General features: G+C 40.3%; 15 protein-coding genes. 6 read left to right on the forward strand and 9 right to left on the reverse strand.

The genetic code is table 11. The annotated features are described in order from the left end of the window. Nucleotides 1-66 precede the first annotated feature (66 nt). Nucleotides 67-657 carry a hypothetical protein gene (locus tag N475_RS21770; RefSeq protein ID WP_155730972.1) on the forward strand — a complete coding sequence of 197 codons (591 nt, stop codon included), beginning with the start codon at nt 67-69 and terminating at the stop codon, nt 655-657. Nucleotides 658-973: 316 nt separating this feature from the next. Here N475_RS21770 and N475_RS21775 read toward each other — a convergent pair whose 3' ends face one another. The 4 genes from N475_RS21775 to N475_RS21790 all read right to left on the reverse strand — a co-directional run bounded on the left by N475_RS21775 (nt 974) and on the right by N475_RS21790 (nt 6994). Continuing rightward, a complete protein-coding gene (locus tag N475_RS21775) occupies nt 974-2488 on the reverse strand; it encodes a hypothetical protein (RefSeq protein WP_063365953.1) in 1515 nt (504 codons plus the stop codon). A 735-nt stretch (nt 2489-3223) separates the two neighbouring features. Continuing rightward, complete coding sequence (locus N475_RS21780; protein ID WP_081216051.1) at nt 3224-4450, reverse strand: threonine/serine exporter family protein; 1227 nt, start codon at nt 4448-4450, stop codon at nt 3224-3226. Nucleotides 4451-4744: 294 nt separating this feature from the next. After that, nucleotides 4745-5980, reverse strand: coding sequence for a glycosyltransferase (locus N475_RS21785; RefSeq protein WP_063365954.1), 1236 nt, complete (start codon nt 5978-5980; stop codon nt 4745-4747). Then, the gene (locus tag N475_RS21790; RefSeq protein ID WP_063358746.1) at nt 5981-6994 is read right to left on the reverse strand and encodes a LacI family DNA-binding transcriptional regulator; all 1014 of its coding nucleotides are present in this window, start codon (nt 6992-6994) and stop codon (nt 5981-5983) included. It abuts the gene before it with no gap. Between the two features lie 187 nt (nt 6995-7181). On the opposite strand from N475_RS21790, the gene N475_RS21795 reads away from it, so the two are divergent. After that, on the forward strand, nt 7182-9692 hold the full coding sequence (locus N475_RS21795) for an alpha/beta hydrolase family protein (RefSeq protein WP_063358745.1): 2511 nt from the start codon (nt 7182-7184) through the stop codon (nt 9690-9692). 67 nt (nt 9693-9759) lie between these two features. On the opposite strand, the gene N475_RS21800 is transcribed toward N475_RS21795, so the two are convergent. From N475_RS21800 to N475_RS21820, 5 genes are all read right to left on the reverse strand, one after another. Further along, on the reverse strand, nt 9760-10608 hold the full coding sequence (locus N475_RS21800) for an EamA family transporter (RefSeq protein WP_063365955.1): 849 nt from the start codon (nt 10606-10608) through the stop codon (nt 9760-9762). Between the two features lie 216 nt (nt 10609-10824). Further along, the gene (locus tag N475_RS21805; RefSeq protein ID WP_063365956.1) at nt 10825-11616 is read right to left on the reverse strand and encodes a class I SAM-dependent methyltransferase; all 792 of its coding nucleotides are present in this window, start codon (nt 11614-11616) and stop codon (nt 10825-10827) included. Nucleotides 11617-11715: 99 nt separating this feature from the next. Further along, nucleotides 11716-12801, reverse strand: coding sequence for a methyl-accepting chemotaxis protein (locus N475_RS21810; RefSeq protein WP_063358742.1), 1086 nt, complete (start codon nt 12799-12801; stop codon nt 11716-11718). 218 nt (nt 12802-13019) lie between these two features. After that, nucleotides 13020-13862, reverse strand: coding sequence for a GGDEF domain-containing protein (locus N475_RS21815; RefSeq protein ID WP_081216048.1), 843 nt, complete (start codon nt 13860-13862; stop codon nt 13020-13022). Between the two features lie 297 nt (nt 13863-14159). Next, complete coding sequence (locus tag N475_RS21820; protein ID WP_063365957.1) at nt 14160-14582, reverse strand: DUF3429 domain-containing protein; 423 nt, start codon at nt 14580-14582, stop codon at nt 14160-14162. Nucleotides 14583-14850: 268 nt separating this feature from the next. Here N475_RS21820 and ahpC point away from each other — a divergent pair, with 268 nt between their 5' ends. The 4 genes from ahpC to N475_RS21840 all read left to right on the forward strand — a co-directional run. Continuing rightward, nucleotides 14851-15420 carry an alkyl hydroperoxide reductase subunit C gene (gene ahpC / locus N475_RS21825; RefSeq protein ID WP_063358740.1) on the forward strand — a complete coding sequence of 190 codons (570 nt, stop codon included), beginning with the start codon at nt 14851-14853 and terminating at the stop codon, nt 15418-15420. Between the two features lie 109 nt (nt 15421-15529). Then, entirely contained in the window at nt 15530-17101 is a 1572-nt protein-coding gene (ahpF, locus tag N475_RS21830) for an alkyl hydroperoxide reductase subunit F (RefSeq protein ID WP_063365958.1), read from the forward strand. A 323-nt stretch (nt 17102-17424) separates the two neighbouring features. Next, nucleotides 17425-19254, forward strand: coding sequence for a motility associated factor glycosyltransferase family protein (locus N475_RS21835; RefSeq protein WP_063365959.1), 1830 nt, complete (start codon nt 17425-17427; stop codon nt 19252-19254). 21 nt (nt 19255-19275) lie between these two features. Continuing rightward, a partial coding sequence (locus N475_RS21840) for a hypothetical protein (RefSeq protein ID WP_211270623.1) occupies nt 19276-19526 on the forward strand: 251 nt, incomplete at its 3' end.

Genomic DNA, 19526 nt, shown 5'->3' on the forward strand with positions numbered 1-19526 from the left:
TATCTAAGTGCAAAGTAATGTGACACCTAAGCTATTGAGTAAGGGATATTTTATATGGGGATGTTGGTGAAGGTTCTTATTTTGGTATTCACAATTTCATTGTTTGGGTGCGTAACGCCAAACTTAGCACCTAAGTTTGAACTACCAGCAGACTCTGGGGCTGGTATTGTCTGGGGAACAATTACGTATGAAGGGCAGTACAACGACTTTCAATTGTTCTATAAAAATAATAACTCAGGTGAGCTTGGGTATGTTCAGGCTGACTTAATAGAGATGCAAAACGCCAGAGGTGGTATTTTTGCGGTGTCATTGCCTGCTGGGAGTTATACGTTGACTGGTTGGCGAATAAGCGAGCCGTATTTATCGGTAAACTTCTCACAAAGAGGCAATGAGTTTGTCAGTGAAAGCGGTATCATAAACTATATTGGCAATGTTCACTTTACTCTGCAGGCACGCATGAATATGGCTGAAGCAGGCGTTATTTATCAAAATCACATAAAGCGTGATAAACAGCTTATTGTAAATAGGTATCCTAGTTTTGATATCGAAAAGTTGAAGGTAGACAATGTCTTCCTTGGTTCCACTTTCTGTTCAAAGCCAGTAGTTAGCGAAAACAAGCGTTGTACTAAATCGATAGTAAATACGCCGGTAAGATAATATATACCGAAAAGGGTGCACTTAGGAATTGAATTCGCGAACAAATGTAAACAGATAATCCAGGACTTTATGAGCAATGACGGCTAATAAATAAAGTTAGTACTATTCGTAAAGTTAGCTGCTAAAAAGCCCGGCAACCATTATTTGATTGTTTTCGTTGCTACATCCCCTATTTAAGGAGCGTTGTATCTACAAATGTAACTTGCCAATATTTATGTCTGTCAGACTTGATGTGAGGTCTATTAGTCAAATCTGACAGTCCACACGAGCGATTAATAAACATTGTGATTTATGATAATTTTCTAAGACTGAAAGCTTAAATCACATCTCGTGAAAAAGATTTAATAGCATCGTTGATCAAAGTGCCTTCAGCTGGCTTTTTCATCATTTTTTGGAAGTAAGATTGCTCTCTTACATCATCCCAGTTGATATCTGGATAGTACTCAGCAGCCCTCTCAACTGTAAGCAAGTGGCCAAGTAAAAAACTTACATATGAAGTGTATTTGGTGCCAATTGAACCAGAGATGTTACCGTCTTCATCTTTGAGCCGACCGTTAAAGTAATTGCTGATCGCTTGTTTAACATTATCAGTCGAGTCCGCGCCTTTAACTCGATTGAGCAGAGCTGTAGCTCTGCGTTTACCATTTTTTCCTGCTACACCATAATGTTCATACGTTCGCTGTTCGTTATCTAAATAAGTTTCAATGCTGAGTATCACATAGCGTTTAAAGTCACGGTCTAATATTGGACTACTGGTATCCGGATTCAATGGGTTTCCTTCATAGCTATTACTTCGAAATAGCTTAGCTGGTCGTTTAGTGCTTTCTAATTGTTCCAAGGATTTCTTTTGTAAAATGGGGTCATTTAATGAAGCTAAACTATGCAACCTAGTGAGCATAGTTTGATAAATTATCATTGCATTTTCTTCAAAAGAATCATTGTCAGGGTGGAGGCTAGCTTTCGTTAAATCTATACCCGTTAACTTGTAGATGTCCTTTAGTTCATCAACGCCAGGCTTAATTACACTAAATATTTTTATTAATGCGTTTTCAATGCCAATTTCAAGGGGGACTCTTTGTGCTCTAAATGCGTCTAGGTAAGAAGTTGCAGTTTCTCCTAACATTTGTAGAAAACCATCAGTTCCAATATAGTATCGAAGATAATCTTTATAAACCTTTTTTATAGCTCCCTTAATACCTTTGTATTCGGCAGGATAAAGGGGGTTATTATTGTCATTTTTATCGTAAAAACGAAAAGCAGCACCAAAATCGATTTTCGTGACCCAGCGCTCACCATTATAAAGTGAGCTATCTAATAAGGCCACGTTGCTACTATGTAAACTATAATCTCCAACAAGTAATGAATATAATACCGCATGAGTCATGCCGTTTAGCTCACCATCGAGTAGGAAGTCGTCGTACTTCTTTTTTCCTGAGCTCATTTCGGTCCAATTTGAGCGCTCGCGACCTTTGTCATTTGAGGTTTCTAGAATCTTGTGTAACTCAGTCAGCTTAAGAAATTTTTGGATAAGCACTGTTGTATTTGTTTCTTTTTCACAGTCGATACTTGCAGTAGCTAAGCATTTTTTGTAATTATCTCGGATTAATTGTTTTTTGAATACTTCAATGATCTCACCTGCCAACCCTTCAGTGAAAGTTTCTAAAGCGTCTGTTGGTTGTTTTACAAAGTACTCTTGACCATTTTTTTTATAAATTCCAGTTAATGAGCCGCTGATTTTGGCCCTCGCATTTTTTCCGCCAAGCTTTGAACCATCTTCTTTCCTTTTCATTGAACCAAAATAGGTAAATTCAAATTCTTGCTCTGTTTCCAAAATTGACTCCTAATCTAAAACGTATGTTAAGCAACTAGAGAGTTCTAGTTTGTATGTAAGATTAAATAGTCTTATCTTTTAATACACTGGCAAAATAATGCGATTTTGAGACAGTCCAATGAATTGATATATGTGATGTCTTGAATAGCCTTTTGGTTGATTGTTGAGGGCGGGCTTTCGCCATAGTACATGCCGTAATCGCGATTTGGTTTATTTGTTGGGTTAAGAGTGTGCAGATGAAGGAAACGTCATTCCATTTTTAATCTTTATGGTCGATGCGTTGAAGCACTTCAATTTTATGAAAGTATTTGAATGGGAAACTTGGCTCCCTGTGGTGCTATCAGGGTTCTCCCGCCTCTAATGGTGTAAATGCCAATTGGCAGGAGAAGGTGGTTCACGGGGGGGCTTCGATTGGAGGTTTTGTCATGGTGGGCACTGACGTGTTACACAAAAATATGAGCAACTTTCGGGCTTTGACTTATTGATAAGGTAGCAAGTTAAGTTATTGTTTGAATTTTTCAGAAGGTGGAGGGTTACTTTACCTCCTTAAAAAACGTTTTAGTCGCCGTACTATGTAATTTTAAGAGGTCGCTTTGGTGTACAGTGACATCTTTAACTGCGTGCATAAAAAGCTCGGCAGAGTAACATCGTGCTTAATATCTCGCTAGGTATGGACCGTATTATTGGTAATCTCGACGAAAAAGCCAGCTAACTTAGCTGGCTTTTAACTAGGGATTACAAGCTCTTTTTAGGAGGCAGTGCAACGTTCGCAAATATTAAGCCTGCAACGAGAGACATAAATATCAGGAATGTTTGTTGACCAATGTGATCTGCCATGACAAAGCTCTGACCTTCAATTAGCGAGTTCAATCCAATATAGGTCTTAGAGCCCGGAACTAATACAATCAGCCCTTTCATAGTCACTATTGATGCGGGGGCATTTTCAACTCTGTTAAAGATATTACTGAATATTCCTACCGCAAATGCGCCTGCAAAAGTACCCAACGCATAGTCAAAGTAAATTGCTGCGCTGACTGACACTGCGTACGCAATAAAGCCGGAGGTAATGCACCATGGCGTGTGTTTTAACTTGGTTTTGAATATTACGACTAAGCTTAAACACAGTAATAATATAGCGAGCCATGCAGTCCATTTTGGAATTGGATCTGGTTGTACAAAATCTGTTTGGCCAAACAAATAAAAGCCAATACTAATTCCTAAAAAAGCACCAAAATAGAGCTTAAACAGCAACATAAACGCGTCCATGACACGTGCCGTGCCCGAAACCAAATGCCTCGCAGACAATTCTGCAAAACCCAGCGCTAAAGCTAAACCTGGTATAAATACAATTATTGCGGACAATACTACCAATCGAATATTAAGTTGTGGATCGATATAGGCAGACACTGCGCAAGCAGCAATAGCGGACGCAATTGCGACCATCGGCTCTAGCATGTGTGTGACGCGTTTTGAGTGCTCTGACCATAGGATAAAGAGGTACACTAATATCGAAATGATGCCAGACCAAATAACATCGCTCCAGCTAGTGCCCATAAGCATGGCAAATGCGCCACCAGAGACCGCAAAAGCCAGCGCCATTTGCCATCTAGAGTAGGGAGACTCTGCGGTTTGTATTTTGTCTAGGCACTCGTCCGCCTCTGTGACTGTTAATTCACCTGCCAGCATTCTGTTAACGACATCGTCAGTGTTGGCTAATGATCCCAAATCATGATCACCGGGCTCTACCCTTGCTACGTGGGTATATTCCTCTTCGTGGCCATCTGTCCAAATTACAAAAGTAACCGATGTCGGAGACATGACAAACGATGATTTCAATCCAAGGTGTGTGGCAACTTCCATCAAGTGTGCTTCTAAACGAAAAGCAGGAGTACCATATTGGTGAAGCATTTTGCCAAGTTTAACAATAAACTTGCGCTTTTGCGTAAACGTCGCTGAGTTCAACTGTGCAATACCTAATAGTTGAGTAGTTAAGGACCAAGCCCAAAAATCTGAGCACAATACTGCTCAAACCCCAAATTACACTAAAATATTATAACTTTAATGGTGCAATGTTACTGCTCAATTATGTTGCAATTTTGAACAATGAGATGGAATAGATATGAATAAACTATTCCATATTTTTTGCATGAGCAGCGCACATAATTCTATGCAAAGTGTTCTAGGATAACCCAGCCTCAATTACCATAAAATCAATAATAAGTTACGCCGCGCATTCTAACCAGTTTTGCTGTATTTTCAACGCATTTTATTTGCGTTTTTTTCCTCAATCCACTGAGACATGTATTGAGTGCTACGCAACGTGTGGTGTTTCAACATTTGGCCGTAAAAATTTTGGGTTCTATGGCGAGCTAAAGTATTTCTAATAGCCGTAATTTTGTTTAATAAACGGGTACTTAAGTAGACTTTGTCATGCCGCGCTTGCAACAGCGCTAATCCGTTCGATTGGGCATTTTGAAACTGAGTTTCATCAGTATAAAGTGCGACTGCAGCTTCGACAAACTCTTGGTCATTTTGTGCAACACAACCATGCCAAGGCAGATCACCATGCATCCCCTCTGCACCGATTGGCGTGGTCACGCAGGGTGTTTGGGTGAGCATCGCCTCTAAGAACTTGCCCTTTATACCTGCACCAAACCGAATGGGTGATAAACACACTTTGCTCTGCTTCATGACCTCAATGGCATCTTCTGCCCAACCTTTCACCAAAAAGCCTGTCTTTGGGTTGTTAAGGGCAGTGGCTTTTTTCGGTGGGTAAGAACCATAAATATGCAGTTCGGCATCAGGTAAACGTTTCTTGATTGCTGGCCATAGCTTTTGCAGGTACAGCACAGAATCCCAGTTTGGGGCATGTCGAAAGTTGCCGATGGTCATAAAGTGTTGACGCTCTTCGAAACGAGGCAAGTTGCTTGGTAACTTTGATAAGTCTACTAAAAATGGTAGATGTACCAGTAAGTCCTCACTGATGTTAAAGGTGTTACGTAGCAGCTCTAGCTCGAAATCGGACACAATTAGGGATAAATCACATCGCAATATCGCTGCAATTTCTCTTTTAGCAAGTTCGGAGTCAAGCAGTTTTGACGTATCAAAATCCACGTTTGCCTTGACGGCTTCATGTCTTACTCCACGCAGGCATTGGAGATCTTCTGTATCGAGGATTTTCATGGCGTTGGGGGCATATTTGTCTACTCGCCAGCCAAATTGCTCTTCCATCATGAATCGGTCGAACATGACAATATCTGGAGCAAGTTGCTGAATATACTCATCAAATGAGCTGCAATTGAGCGCTATTTGCTGACTAGATACGCCATACTCGTTCAAATCAACCATGTGATCTGTGGTTTGAGCTGGGCTGGCAAACTCTACCTGCCAACCTTGAGATTTATAAAACTGAAGTAAGGACAGCATATGCACGCCAGCAGCAGAAGAGTTAGGCTCTGGCCATACATATCCAATAACTAAAACTTTGATCATTTATGAAGAAGATTCTCTAATTTGTAATGTAATGTCTACCAGCGTCCTAACCGGTGGTTGTGATTTGTTAAGGATTTCGCTTAGTGCCTGACACGTACGTTTACCTATATCATCGGCATCAATTCGAACTGAAGAAAGAGCGGGGCGCATTAACCTTGAATCGGCTAAGTCGTCAAAACCAATGACTTTAATGTCTTTGCCAGGAATAAGATCATGCTCACGCATAGCTTCAATCGCACCATAGGCGATGACGTCACTGAAACACACAATTGCTTGTGTATCGGGAGCTAGTTTATATAACTGATGAAATGCATCTCTACCGCCTTGGCGGTTAGTTGGTGCTGTTATTTCTTGGGCCTGCGACGTTGAGTTGCGCGCAGAGATGGCTGACCGGAAGCCTGCAACACGCTCATGATAATCTGATATCTCAGTTGTACCACCTAAAAAAGCCAGTTTGTTTAGGCCCTTTTCGAGCAAATGCTCCGTGGCCAAATGAGTGCCTTTTTGGTTGTCAGGCAAAATACAGGGCGCATCTGCAAATTGAATTTCACGCATTATGTTTATTACTGGAAAGCCGGAGTGTACCAATTGATTCACCCAATCTTTAGTAGTTCCAGGGGCGGGTACCATTACAAATGCGGATACGTTGTACTCTTTCAGTGTATTAACAACTTGCTGTTGACGTTGAAAGTCTTCGCCCGTATTTACCAACATAGGCACCATGCCCAATGCATAGATATGTTTTTCCAATCCTACGGCTAATTGTGCAGAATAAGGGTTCGTTAAATCGTTGATTACTACAGCAACTAAGTTAGATTTTTTACTTCTAAGTGCCGCAGCGTCACGGTTGTACACGTACCCTAGCTTTTCTATTGCTTTTAAGACTTTTTCTTTGCTTTTATCGCTTACTTTATCTGAATGGGTCAATACGAGTGAAACGGTAGACTTTGAGACTTGTGCTTCTTTGGCAACATCGAAAATTGTTATTTTTTCTGGTTTTTTGTTGTTGTTCATAAGTGCCTGATCGCATTCATTGTGCTGATGACGGTTGCATAGTTTAAACGTTTAGTCTGTGGCTCTGCAACTTCCAATTCAATTGTGTACTATTTCTCTAAAACAATAGTCTAAAAATCACATTTTTGAACGCCAAGTGTCTCTAAAATACTGCACTTGGCGTAAAATCATTATATCATGGACTGCTATGAGAATTAGATTAGGGTTTTCAGAAGTGATAAATTCGACCGGTCCATTCCTGTTTACAACAGCGCTTTGTGTATTTGTACTTTCGCTGTTTCAGAGCTTTAATGCGAAAGCAACTGGCTATAAACAACCATCAGAAGCAATTGCAGAGTTTGTAAACGAGTACAATGTACCGGATACCTTGGTGAGTCCCAAAGGACGTTGGATGGCGTTGCTGGAGGGGAATGATAGTGAGAAAACTGGCGCGCTGCATACCAAGAATTTGCTCGCTATTGCATTCAATCCTTTGAGCAGTATGCAAATAAACATCCCACGCTATACTTCAGTCTCTTTCAAGCATATTGACACCGGCGCGGTTATCAGGCCAAAAGCGATTCCCGAAGGAAATATTTTGCACCCAACATGGAGTGCTAATGACCGGTACATGGCTTTTGTGTTAGAAACAAAGCAAGCTGCCCATCTGTGGGTGTATGATCTCAAACAGAAGAAAAGCCGTATTTTATCCCAGTTTCCATTGAATGGTTTTACCATGAACAAACCGTTTGAATGGTTAGCGGATAGTTCAGGTCTTATCGCAAATATAAGAGTCAACAACCCCACTTCTAATCAACGCCACAAGCCAGAGGCTTCGGTACAGCAACCTTTGGTTATATCGGCGACTGCAAGCTTAGCAAAAGGGGCCAGTTCTGAATTTGGCTCTGTGCAACAAGATGAATTTAAAAGATTTGCATTTGGGCAGCTTTACAAATTGCCTTTGCAAGGCAGAGCTGTTGGCATTGGTCAGCCAGCTTACTTCAGTGACTTTAGCGCGTCACCAGATGCGACGAATATATTAGTTGCAATGATGGATATGTCACAATTGCCAGATATGCAAAAAGCAGACTTTGATAGACAAAGATACAGTGTCTGGCAAATTTGGGGAATGAGAGGGATCCCTTTATATGAAGTTTATCGCCCGCAAGAAGTCTTACAAATTGCCAATGTTTTATCCGAGCCTTTTTCTCAGCCGGTTGTCAAAAGGGCATTTCAATGGCGTGCAGACAAAGGTGCAACATTAGTATGGGCTGAGTCCAGCGATGGTGAGGAAAACGAAAGTTTGTACAGTATTTCGGCTCCTTTTAAGCGTGAACCAAGATTATATGCCGAAACGCCAGGGCGTGTTTCCCATATCTTGTGGGGAGATAGTCAACTTGCAATTTTGGTGATGAATCAAGGTAACGGTAAAATGACTTACTATGCATTTTCACCATTAACGCCAGACCGTTCACGTGTGCCCCTCAATTTATTTGATGATTTATCTGCAGGTTCATCACGCGAGTTGATCCACACCAAAAATGACTTAGGTGTAGATGTCGTTAAAGTTGCTGGTGGACGTTATTTATTTTTAAAAGGCATTAAAAGAGAGAATGGCGTTGATACGCCGTATTTATCAAGGTTTGATGCCAGAGGTAATTTATTTACATCAATTTGGCAGTCAAGTGCGCCATATTTTGAGCAAGTTATCGATGTAATTTCAGATGACGGCATGCGCTTTGTTACTCAAAAGCAATCTAAAAGCAACCCCGCCAACTATTTTTCAAGGAACTTGACGTTTGATACTGTTGAGCAGCTTACCAGAAATAGGCATCCATATCCGAGTATGCAAGCAATCAGTAAAGAAGATATGAGCTTTAAAGCTGGTGGACATACGATTAAAGGCGACTTTTATTTGCCGAACAGTTTCGATCCAAGTAATGGTCGAATCCCTGTATTGATCTGGTTAAACATGCAGCAAGAAAAGACATCAAAAGGAGTTAAATCACCCTATTTATTCTCGCAACTAAATGCATTGAATGGGGCAGCTTATGTGCACGAAGGTTATGCCGTGCTCAACATTCGAAATTTGCAAACACTCGACCAGCAAATGCACGGTGAGGCATTATCCAAATATTTGCAGGATAGTGCTCAGGCAATCGTTTCGACTTTGATTGCTCAAGGGATTGCTGACAAGAATAAAATTGCTGTAGGTGGCCATGGTTTGGCTGCAACTAATGTTGTAAAGTTACTGGCAGAAACGGACTTATTTGTCACAGGTATAGCCCGAAGTGGCACCTACAATTTGACGCTCGCCCCGTTTATGTTTGGTCAAGGGGAAGAGAGCTTGTGGGCGAATCAATCACAATACATAGAAAACTCCGTTATTTTTAAAGCGAATGACGTGAATGCTTCATTGCTATTGGTTCACGGTTATCAAGATAGGGGCAATGGAAGTTATCCGATTCAGTCAGAGCGTTTATTCAGTGCAATGAATGATATGGGTAAGTCTGTGAGGCTGGTGATGTTGCCAAGTAGCGGGCATATGTACAGCGAGCAAGAAGAGGTATTGCATATGCTTTATGAACAGTCTCAGTGGTTGAAATTGCACTTTGAATCACTACCCGAGATTGAAGTTTCGGATACGATACCGGAGATATTTAGATTTGAACTGCCAGCACCGCAAGAGCAGGTAGAGTATTCATCTCCGTGGGGTTAAAGAAATTTAAAAGGCCCTGTGAGGGCCTTTTTAGCGAGTATTAATACGCTCATACGTTAATAACGTCTTACTCTTTTTGTGTAATTGAGCTGCCCAGTGAAGCCGCAATGACCATAAATATTGCAAACCACTGCCAGACAGTCAAAAGCTCTCCAAGAATCATTAAACCTGCCAGTGCCGCAATTGCAGGTTCTAAACTCATCATAATACTGAACCCTTGAGCAGGCATATTGCGTAGCGCAACCATTTCTAAGCTATAGGGCAGGGCGCTAGAAAGTAGGCCAATGGCCAGGCCTAGCGGGATCAACTGCCAGTCAACTAATGCCATGCCTTGGGAAATGACTCCAAATGGTACGACCGCAAAAGCAGCAACGCTCATTCCCAAAGCAACTGTAATACCGCCTGAACCTTGTCCGCCACTTTTTTTGCCAAATATAATATACCCAGCCCAACAAGCGCCCGCTACTAAGGCTAAAATTACACCAATAGGATCTAAGCCATCCACATCGCTAATGTCTGGGAGAAGTAATAAAATGCCAGCAATAGCAAGCAATACCCAAAGGTAATCACGTTTTCGTTTTGATGAAAACAACGCGACGGCTAAAGGCCCAGTGAACTCAAGTGCAACACCTATTCCCAGTGGAATGCGCTCGATTGCGTAATAAAACGTTAAGTTCATTACGCCCAAAGATAAGCCGTAAAGAATAACAGGGCGCCAATTTGCAGGTAACTTTCGCCAAGGTCTAAAAACAAGGCACAAAATCAGAGCTGAAAAGCCAAGACGGTAAGCCGTAGTACCCTCAGGACCGACATAAGGAAACAGTTGTTTTGCGATTGATGCGCCAGACTGAATAGTCACCATGGCTAAAAGAAGACAAGCAATCGCATACAAAAAACGCTTATCCAGAATTTGCATTGATATACCTACTAGCTAAAAGAGGCCGCTAGTCTATAGCTTTCGCGCACCTCACTCAATGATTTTGTATACATTATTCTATAGTTGCTGTTTTTTTACTTTCCCATGTGTTTATTATGTTTTTGTTGTGTTTTTAGGGTTAAAAAAACAATTCGATTGTGAATTTGTTTTGTATCAGAATGTCGCGTTTATTCATATTTCATTTTGTCTGCGGCACTAAATTTCGCCGCTTTCTAAAAATGTTTGCCAAGTCTTTTCATGACGTGACATTTGTTTATGTTTCTTTGAAGACCAGTGGGCTCGTTCGTCTTGCTCCGTTAAGAATGGACCTGCGCGACACATACTGCAATGTGTTTCAGATAAATAGCCTGGGAACTGGAGTGAGACTGGTAGAGGCAGTTGCCCCTTTGACGACCAAAAGTAGCTTATACCTCGCGTATCTTTTACATGCTTGTCTCTATCCACATTTCTTATCTTGTACTCTGGGAATTGATCAATTTCAAAATCAGTTTGACCAAGATACGTAATATCAAGCCCTTGATGTAAAGTTTGTTCTAAATTCCACTCACAATAAGGCTTTACGTCTTTTGACGTAATGATGCTTAGCATTGGACCTTGCTTGTCCAATGCATATGTTTGCGAATACACTAAAAAGTACCGTAAAAGGCGCCTGTTTAAAGTATTAACTGTCAGGTTATTTTGCTTAAACTCATCGTGAGAAGCAAAGGCTGGGATCAATGGGAATTGAAAAACAACCACATCAAACTGCTGTTGGTTGAGCTGTTCCCAACAAGATGGGCTTGTAACATCAAACTCGGTTAATACTGGTGTTTTGGAATCTACAAGTTTATCGAAAGCGTGTTCTTGATACTTTCTTTTCAAGGTTTCTTCGCTATCGTAGATACTTGCAACCAAGGTTTTAGGTTTGAGGTATTTTTGAATAGAGTAGGAGAAGCTTAAATCACCATCTCCTACTGTCAAAATTCGCCACTGTGGATTCAACTTCATAAAATGCTACGGGTATTTCAAAACGCGTGATTATAGCAAACCAAACTAGCTGGTGAAGCGTTGTTTTTAGATACCAAGCACATTTTTATGCTTTGATGGCTACGAATTTTTTAGCTCATCTAGCAAGTGCATTACATCAATACTAGCTTGTTCCATTCGATTAAGTTGTTGCACAGCACCTTGCTTATCACCTTTTTTAAACCTAGACACAGCCTCAACACCTGCTTTATGGACTTCGCGGTGAGGGGGCTCTAGTCGTTTGTATGCAGAGTTGTCTGAATACAGTTTGGCACCATCCCCTGCAATCCACTTACCCAATCGGCAGGATGTATGGTCAGCAAAGTCTGTAACGGCTTTGTTGCTGCTGCCAGTAATGACATTGTAAACTTCACTTTTCCAGACGACGTGATCTAACTTAACCGTTTGAATAAACGTTTGATTAGTCGCATTAGATATCGTGTTTCTCATTGAACCACAGCTCTCAACGATTTGCCCATACTCATCGTTTAAGTGCTCAATACTGCTAGACAGAACCTTATTGGACTCCTGAATAACGGATACATCTTTAACCGTTAGTCCTGTGGTATCAATAATTTTAGTAACAAGATCAGAAACTTCATTTGCAGATGCATTTGTGTTATTTGCCAAAGCTCGTACTTCATCGGCAACAACACTAAATCCACGACCAGCCTCTCCAGCTCTTGCCGCCTCTATTGCTGCGTTTAAAGCAAGCAAATTGGTCTGGTCTGAAATTTTAGAAATGGTAGTCACAAAGGTGTGAATATTATCCGCCATGTGCGACAGTCCGGATATATTGTCGGTCATACTAGACATATTTTCAGACAGCTTACCCATACCTGATAAGATTTTTGCCAGGGACTCCTCAGATGTTTCAAATGATTGATTGACTTCTGCAATAGCTGCGCTGTCTTGCTCAATGTTTAAAAAACTTTGAAGTACAGTTTCTCGTATTCCTTGGATCTGGTTCATACCGGATAACGCGCATTGTAATAATTGGTTATCGGTGTTGTCGTTTAATTGTTCTTGAGCTTCAACAAGTTGGTCTTGAAGCCTTTGATTTTCAGCTGCCAACCTTTGGTTTTCTTGAACTTGCTCAGCAAGTTCTAATTTTGTGCGGCGTAGCTCTTCCTTAAAATCGGTGTTAGAGAATAAGTTATTAAACACTGATTTAATCCCCTTTATATGTGCGCTTGTTGTGCATGAGTGTGATTCGATTTGCGAATACACGGCTCGTTGTAATTTTAAACAATGTGTCCATTGCATTGTTTGCTATTGTGACACAAATTTTTTATGAAGTATTTTATATGAACAAGCGAATGGCTATTTTTCTTAAAAATAAGATATATCAAGAAGTAAAGGTTAATAAAAGGGGAAATTGTTGTTTATCTTTGTCGAGGCTTTGAGCGCACTGACTTAAGGCTTTTGTTGCTGTACATTGCTGCATCGGCTAAGTGCAGTAGTTTATCTGGCGCTGTTTGTGTGTCTGTAGCTGTATATCCGATACTCATGCCAACACCATATTCGAAAACTTCTTCAAGTAGCTTTTGTCTGAGCTTATCGTCGTCATTTTGCGCTTTGGAGCCAAAAGCGACAAATTCATCGCCCCCAATCCTAAAGCAGTTATCCTCTCCAAAAACCTGCCTTAAGGCAGTGGCAATCTTTTTTAATATGGCATCACCGCAATTGTGCCCATATTTATCATTTGCGCATTTAAAGTCATCTAAATCAAAATAAAAAAGAGTCGGGTGTTGTTCACAAAGTTTAGTAAACTGGGTAAAACAGGCTCTTCGATTACCAATTTGTGTTAACTCATCATGGGTCGCATCAAACTTGAGCTTTTCTTCTAATTTTTTTCGCTGCTGAATTTCATTATTCAGTTGAGCAATGGTTTCTCTTTTACGCACTATCATGGTGTACAGTGCATAACAGATGAGTAAAAAGCCAATTTGCTTTAATGAGGTATCTAAAGCTATTACTGGGAATATATCTACTGCAATAAAATCATCCAATAAATCAAGCAGTAGCCCTACACAGTAAATCACCCAAGCGCATATTAAGACTGTGTTTTTGAGGTGTGGTGCAGAGTAGACAATCATGGTTGAGGCAATGCTAAACCAAAATAGCTCTTCCAATGAATCGAGCAAATCTCCGGGTTGCTCTCGCATCCAAAGGTAAAACCCTAACACAAAGATCCAAATCGCCCCGTAAAGCAGCTTTTGATACATATATTGTACTCCCCACGCTACTCTTTAACTTATAGCAGCTATCGTTTCGATTTGCCCATCTGCAAACAAACTTACTACAATTATTCAGTCGCTTGAAATAATTATTCTTCAAGATAAAGAACGTTATGTTTTCTCATAAGGCTCTTTATCTTGCTGTGGAGTGGGATCGTTCAGATAGCCACTCGCTCGCCATTATTTCGCAATGGTAATCTATCAGATCGAGAACTTGTAGCTTTTTTACATTAGATTAAAAGAATAGTTAAGGTGTCCCTGCAGTAAAGTCGTGTAAACATTATTCTATCTAGTTAATTCAATTGCTTGTGAGATCATAAATAGGTGCGATACAAAAACAACAGACGTTAAAATGAAACGCATTTGCTTGTAATCTTTGTGAGTTTCCTGCCATTTTGGCATTGCCTTCTCTGTCCAAAGTACAATCCAAAAACAGGCTGCTAAATAACAAAGCACAAGTGTTGGTGTTAATAAAGGCAGTAAAGGAAATGGAATAACTGTCGCAACGGCGAGCATCGCATGTGACTTGGGTTGCTCACCAGCTCTCCATAGTGTGCCAGCCATAAAGGCCAAAATGCCCATACTGTAAAAGCTAAATACTTCGACTAAGGCTTCCGAGCTACCTAACATCAGGGTTGAGGCAATACAAAGTAAAAACGGTACGAAACCTAAATAGCCCAATTGGATATGGTTAAAATATGGATGCATAAGTACTCTTTAATGTTGTTTATTGGTTCTGGTCGGCAATGAGCTAACACATTGTCATGCTAAACGCTGATGTTTTCGCAACTCTCTATACGTACGTGTCGATTATACCTAAGGTTTAGTGGACTGCTCAGTTTATTCAATCAAATTATTCGATAGCAATGATAGTTTTAATCAATTTTATTTAATCCTCTCTAGCTTATATCTTTGTATTCAAGCAAAGCAGCTTAGGTTGCTAAAAAAAATTACATACTTCTAATAGAGGATAGTTATGAGCACTTCATTGATTAATACAAAACTTTTACCTTTCAACGCTACAGCTTATCACAAAGGTGATTTTGTCGACGTATCAGAGCAAAACTTATTAGGTAAATGGAGCATTGTGTTCTTTTACCCGGCAGACTTCACTTTCGTGTGTCCTACTGAGCTAGGCGACCTAGCTGATTACTACGCTCAATTACAAGAGATGGGTGTTGAAGTTTACTCTGTATCAACAGATACGCATTTCACGCACAAAGCATGGCACGACGCGTCAGACACAATTAAGAAAATTGAATTTCCAATGATTGGCGACCCTACGGGCAGAATCACGCGTAATTTTGGTGTGATGATAGAAGAAGAAGGTTTGGCGCTACGCGGAACATTTGTCATCAATCCTGAAGGTGAGATTAAGGTGATTGAAACTCATGATTTAGGCATTGGCCGCAGTGCAAAAGAGCTTGTTCGTAAGGTTCAAGCTGCACAGTATATTGCAACGCATGATGGTGAAGTTTGTCCTGCGTCTTGGCAGCCAGGTGAAGAGACTTTAGCGCCGTCTTTGGACTTAGTAGGTAAAATTTAATATCAACCTACTCCTAACCTACCGACTGTAGTCGGTAGGTACCTATTTGAATTTGCATACTTTTTAACAAGCAAGCATGTGCTTTGCGTTTCAATGAGGAATTAAAAATATGTTAGATGCGCAAATTAAAAGCCAATTAGAAGAGCACTTTAAACAAATCACATCACCTGTAGAGCTCAAAGTTGCGTTGGATAGTAGTAATAAGTCCAACGAGTTAAACTCATTGGCTCATGATCTTGCTTCGTTGAATGCTTACATCTCTGTGGTTGAGAACTATGATATGAATGCTCGACGGCCTTCCATGGTTGTGAGCTCAACAAAGAATAATACTGAGCTTAGTTTTGCCGGTGTGCCGATGGGGCATGAGTTTACCAGCTTGATATTGGCATTACTGCACAGTGGTGGACATCCTAGTAAGCTAAATGATGACGAATTAGAAATCATTCAATCAATTAACAAGACGCTGAACTTTGAAGTCTATGTATCATTAAGTTGTCAGACGTGTCCTCAGGTGGTCCAAGCACTAAATGTTTTGGCGGCTAACAACCCAAATATCAAATCGACCATGATCGATGGCGCGTTATTTCAACAAGAAGTTGCTGAGCGTGAAATTATGGCTGTACCAAGTGTTTATTTGAATGGTGAGCTATTCAGCCAAGGGGCTGTTGGTTTGTCTGATATTTTGAAAAAACTTGACGCCAACTCTATTCAACGAGAAGTAGATAAGCTTAACGATAAAGCCCCATTTGATGTGCTCGTAATTGGTGGGGGCCCTGCTGGTGCGTCGTCTGCTGTATACGCTGCAAGAAAAGGTTTAAATACTGGCGTTGTAGCTGAACGCTTTGGTGGCCAAGTCGCGGATACGATGAGTATCGAAAACTTCATTTCTGTGAAAGAAACAGAAGGCCCAAAATTGGTAGCGCAATTAGAGCAGCACGTGAAAGAGTACGATGTCGATATTATGACGAGCAACAAAGTTGCCAGTATCGCTCGAAATGAATACTTAGACATTGAACTTGAAAATGGCGCTAAATTAAAAGCTAAGTCCATTGTTATTTCTACTGGTGCGCGCTGGAGAAATGTCAATGTACCTGGAGAGTCTGAATATAAAGGTCGCGGTGTTGCTTACTGCCCTCATTGTGATGGTCCATTATTCAAAGGCAAACCAGTTGCAGTAATTGGCGGCGGGAACTCCGGGATCGAAGCCGCGATTGATTTAGCCAACACTGTTGAGCATGTAACCGTGTTGGAGTTTGCCAACGAGGTCAAGGCTGATCAGGTATTAATAGACAAAGCAAAGAGTATTTCTAACATCGTTATTCATACAAATGCGCAAACGACTGAAATAACCGGTGACGAGAAAAAAGTGACAGGTCTGAAATATGTTGACCGATCTTCTGGTCAAGAGCAGTTGCTTTCTATTGCAGGTGTTTTTGTACAGATTGGCCTAGTACCAAACTCCGAATGGCTTCAAGGCAGTGATGTAGATTTAAATCAGTTTGGTGAAATAGAAATCGATAGTAAAGGGTCTACTAGTATGCAAGGTGTTTTTGCTGCTGGTGACGTCACAACAACTCCGTTCAAGCAAATAGTAATAGCAATGGGGAGTGGCGCAACAGCCAGTTTGGGGGCGTTTGAGTACTTAATTCGCTCTGATAATTCATCCAGCAAAGCCGCTTAATTTTTTTCCCTTTGGTAGGTAATTTGCCCTACTTGACTTTTAATCATTGCAATACACCCATGCAATGTGTCTCCAGCCACGCGAAAGCGTGGCTTTTTTTGTGTTTTTTCTAAGAATAAATATAAATTAATTTATAATATTTTAGTGTTTCTTGATAATCGTTCTAATATTGTATTTTTAAGATGTATTTTCTGCTATATAGCGTGTCAAGATGCCTACTAATATGTTGACTTATAATTGTTTTTGATAGATTGGGGTGATTGACGATATAATATATTTATGAAAAGCTTCACCATGGAATAGCACTAAATTAAGTAAAGGATATGGAATTAATTAATCGGAATTATAGATTTTTTAAGCAACACTTTTCACCCGCTTTTGTCAATGAACTATCTTGTTTAAAATTAGACCAAATTAATCATTATCAGCATCAATTTTATGGTGATGAAGTTAGAAAAAGCTGTGAAGAACAAGTATCCCTTTTCTTAAAACATCCCACACACTTACGTTTAAATTATGTTTCAGATGTTGCTAGTGAATATGCTCATCAAATATGCATAAACACATTGAATAAACGCTCGCTTGATCTGGGTTGCAAAGCCAACTCTAAACCGCAAAGGGGAACGTTAGTCTTACTTGGGCTAGGCGCAGGCCATCATTTGAATAAACTGCTTTCTAGTATTCATTACACCGACGTTATTGTGGTTGAGTCGAATGTTGAGCAATATGCGATGGCTGGAATGAATATAAACTTAGATGCCATTAATAAAGAGTGTGAAGCTCGGCAAGGCTCTTTGACGTTTTTAAATATAGCAAGTTATGAGCACTTTATCAGTGAACTAAGATCTTTAATGGACAATAAAGGTGCACATCTGCTCGTCGATATAAGTCTTTACCGCCATTATAGTACACCTGTATTTGACCAAATTTACAGCGACTTTAAACAGTGGCGCAATAATTTAGCCAGTATGTGGGGTTTTTTTGAAGACGAATTAATAGGTCTTAAGCACAGTATCGAAAATAGCCATAAAGCTGTGGTAAAAAGTCATGCAGGAGTCTTTGAAGAATATAAAACACAGCCAATTGTTATAGTCGGAAATGGACCGTCGTTAGACAATGAACTTGAAAAGCTCTGCTCTGATACTCCAAATGTACTTATCGCGTCATGCGGTACATCTCTTGGTTCACTTTTAAAGCGAGACATAGTACCGGACTTTCATATAGAAATGGAAAGGCCACCATCTAACTTTTATCTCAAAGAGCATCAATTGACTGATCCTCGAGTTAAAAAGGTTGTTTTAATTTCTTTAAATACGGTTTATCCAAAGCTTATTGAACAATTTAAGCATGCAATATTGTTTGCTAAGAGTAATGATGCCGGAGGAGAGTTGTTGTGGGGACCTAAGCAGGGAGTGACGCCATTGTTTCACTGTAATCCCACCGTAACGAATATGGCTGCTGCGGCATTTGCGCGTTTAGGCTTTAATAATTTAATTTTGCTTGGGTGCGACTATGGATACATTGACCCCAAAAACCATCACAGTAAGCTATCTGATTACTTTAATAAGGCCAGTGATTTATCGGGAGCCCAGTTTGATGCTGAAATGCGGGTTAAAGGTAACTTTGAAGAGTTTGTTTATTCCTCACGTATTTTTAATGAAGCTCGACTAGCGCAGGAACAGCTTATTAAATTAACGCCGCTCCTCAATGTGCTCAATGCCAGTAACGGTGCATTTATATCTGGTTCAACACCCACTAAATACAGTGAGGTTTTATTTAAAGATACCATCAAAGAAGAAGTTAAGCAGTGCATTTATCATTATACTCATAGCTGCGCCACACACACTTCAAATCAAACAATCTCTCTTGATGAAATAGGTAAAATCATTGCGAACCTTAAACGTAATATCGCGACGAATGGCTCAATAGTTGAACTACTCAATGAGCTAAATAAAGCGGTAAAAGCACTTAATAATCACAACAGTAAAGTCAGCAAATTAGTTTTAAGCGGCAGTTTAAAATACATTGTTGCCACAATTGCCAGCCATGTAAACCACTTACCATCTAGCATATGGCCAGACTATGCTATCACGGCGCGTGAGGCGGTTAATGCAATGCTGGCTGAATTCATAAATAAATTATCTTTCCAATAGCAACTTAATTAAGGGAATTAAATGAAGTTTAATATAAAAACGGTGTTACCTATTGCTCTTATTGCTGTCCACTCAGGTAAAGCAGTCAGTCAAACAGCCGCGTACTACACTTCAGATGAAACTCCAGCGCAATCAGAACAGAGCTTCTACCAATCAGAATTTGCTGACAATATGTATGCAGGCGATTCATTTGGTGCAGGCGATTCATTTGGCGCAGGTGATTCATTTGGCGCAGGCGATTCATTTGGCGCAGGCGATTCATTTGGTGCAGG

It is taken from the genome of Pseudoalteromonas luteoviolacea DSM 6061 (assembly GCF_001625655.1).
Classification (GTDB): Bacteria; Pseudomonadota; Gammaproteobacteria; order Enterobacterales; family Alteromonadaceae; genus Pseudoalteromonas; species Pseudoalteromonas luteoviolacea.

Bases quoted from the DNA above. Each gene is read 5' to 3' on its own strand.
- N475_RS21835 (WP_063365959.1), top strand. From the start codon at position 17,425: ATGGAATTAATTAATCGGAATTATAGATTTTTTAAGCAACACTTTTCA.
- N475_RS21815 (WP_081216048.1), bottom strand. From the start codon at position 13,862: ATGTATCAAAAGCTGCTTTACGGGGCGATTTGGATCTTTGTGTTAGGG.
- N475_RS21800 (WP_063365955.1), bottom strand. From the start codon at position 10,608: ATGCAAATTCTGGATAAGCGTTTTTTGTATGCGATTGCTTGTCTTCTT.
- ahpF (WP_063365958.1), top strand. From the start codon at position 15,530: ATGTTAGATGCGCAAATTAAAAGCCAATTAGAAGAGCACTTTAAACAA.
- N475_RS21805 (WP_063365956.1), bottom strand. From the start codon at position 11,616: ATGAAGTTGAATCCACAGTGGCGAATTTTGACAGTAGGAGATGGTGAT.
- N475_RS21790 (WP_063358746.1), bottom strand. From the start codon at position 6,994: ATGAACAACAACAAAAAACCAGAAAAAATAACAATTTTCGATGTTGCC.
- ahpC (WP_063358740.1), top strand. From the start codon at position 14,851: ATGAGCACTTCATTGATTAATACAAAACTTTTACCTTTCAACGCTACA.
- N475_RS21795 (WP_063358745.1), top strand. From the start codon at position 7,182: ATGAGAATTAGATTAGGGTTTTCAGAAGTGATAAATTCGACCGGTCCA.
- N475_RS21820 (WP_063365957.1), bottom strand. From the start codon at position 14,582: ATGCATCCATATTTTAACCATATCCAATTGGGCTATTTAGGTTTCGTA.
- N475_RS21785 (WP_063365954.1), bottom strand. From the start codon at position 5,980: ATGATCAAAGTTTTAGTTATTGGATATGTATGGCCAGAGCCTAACTCT.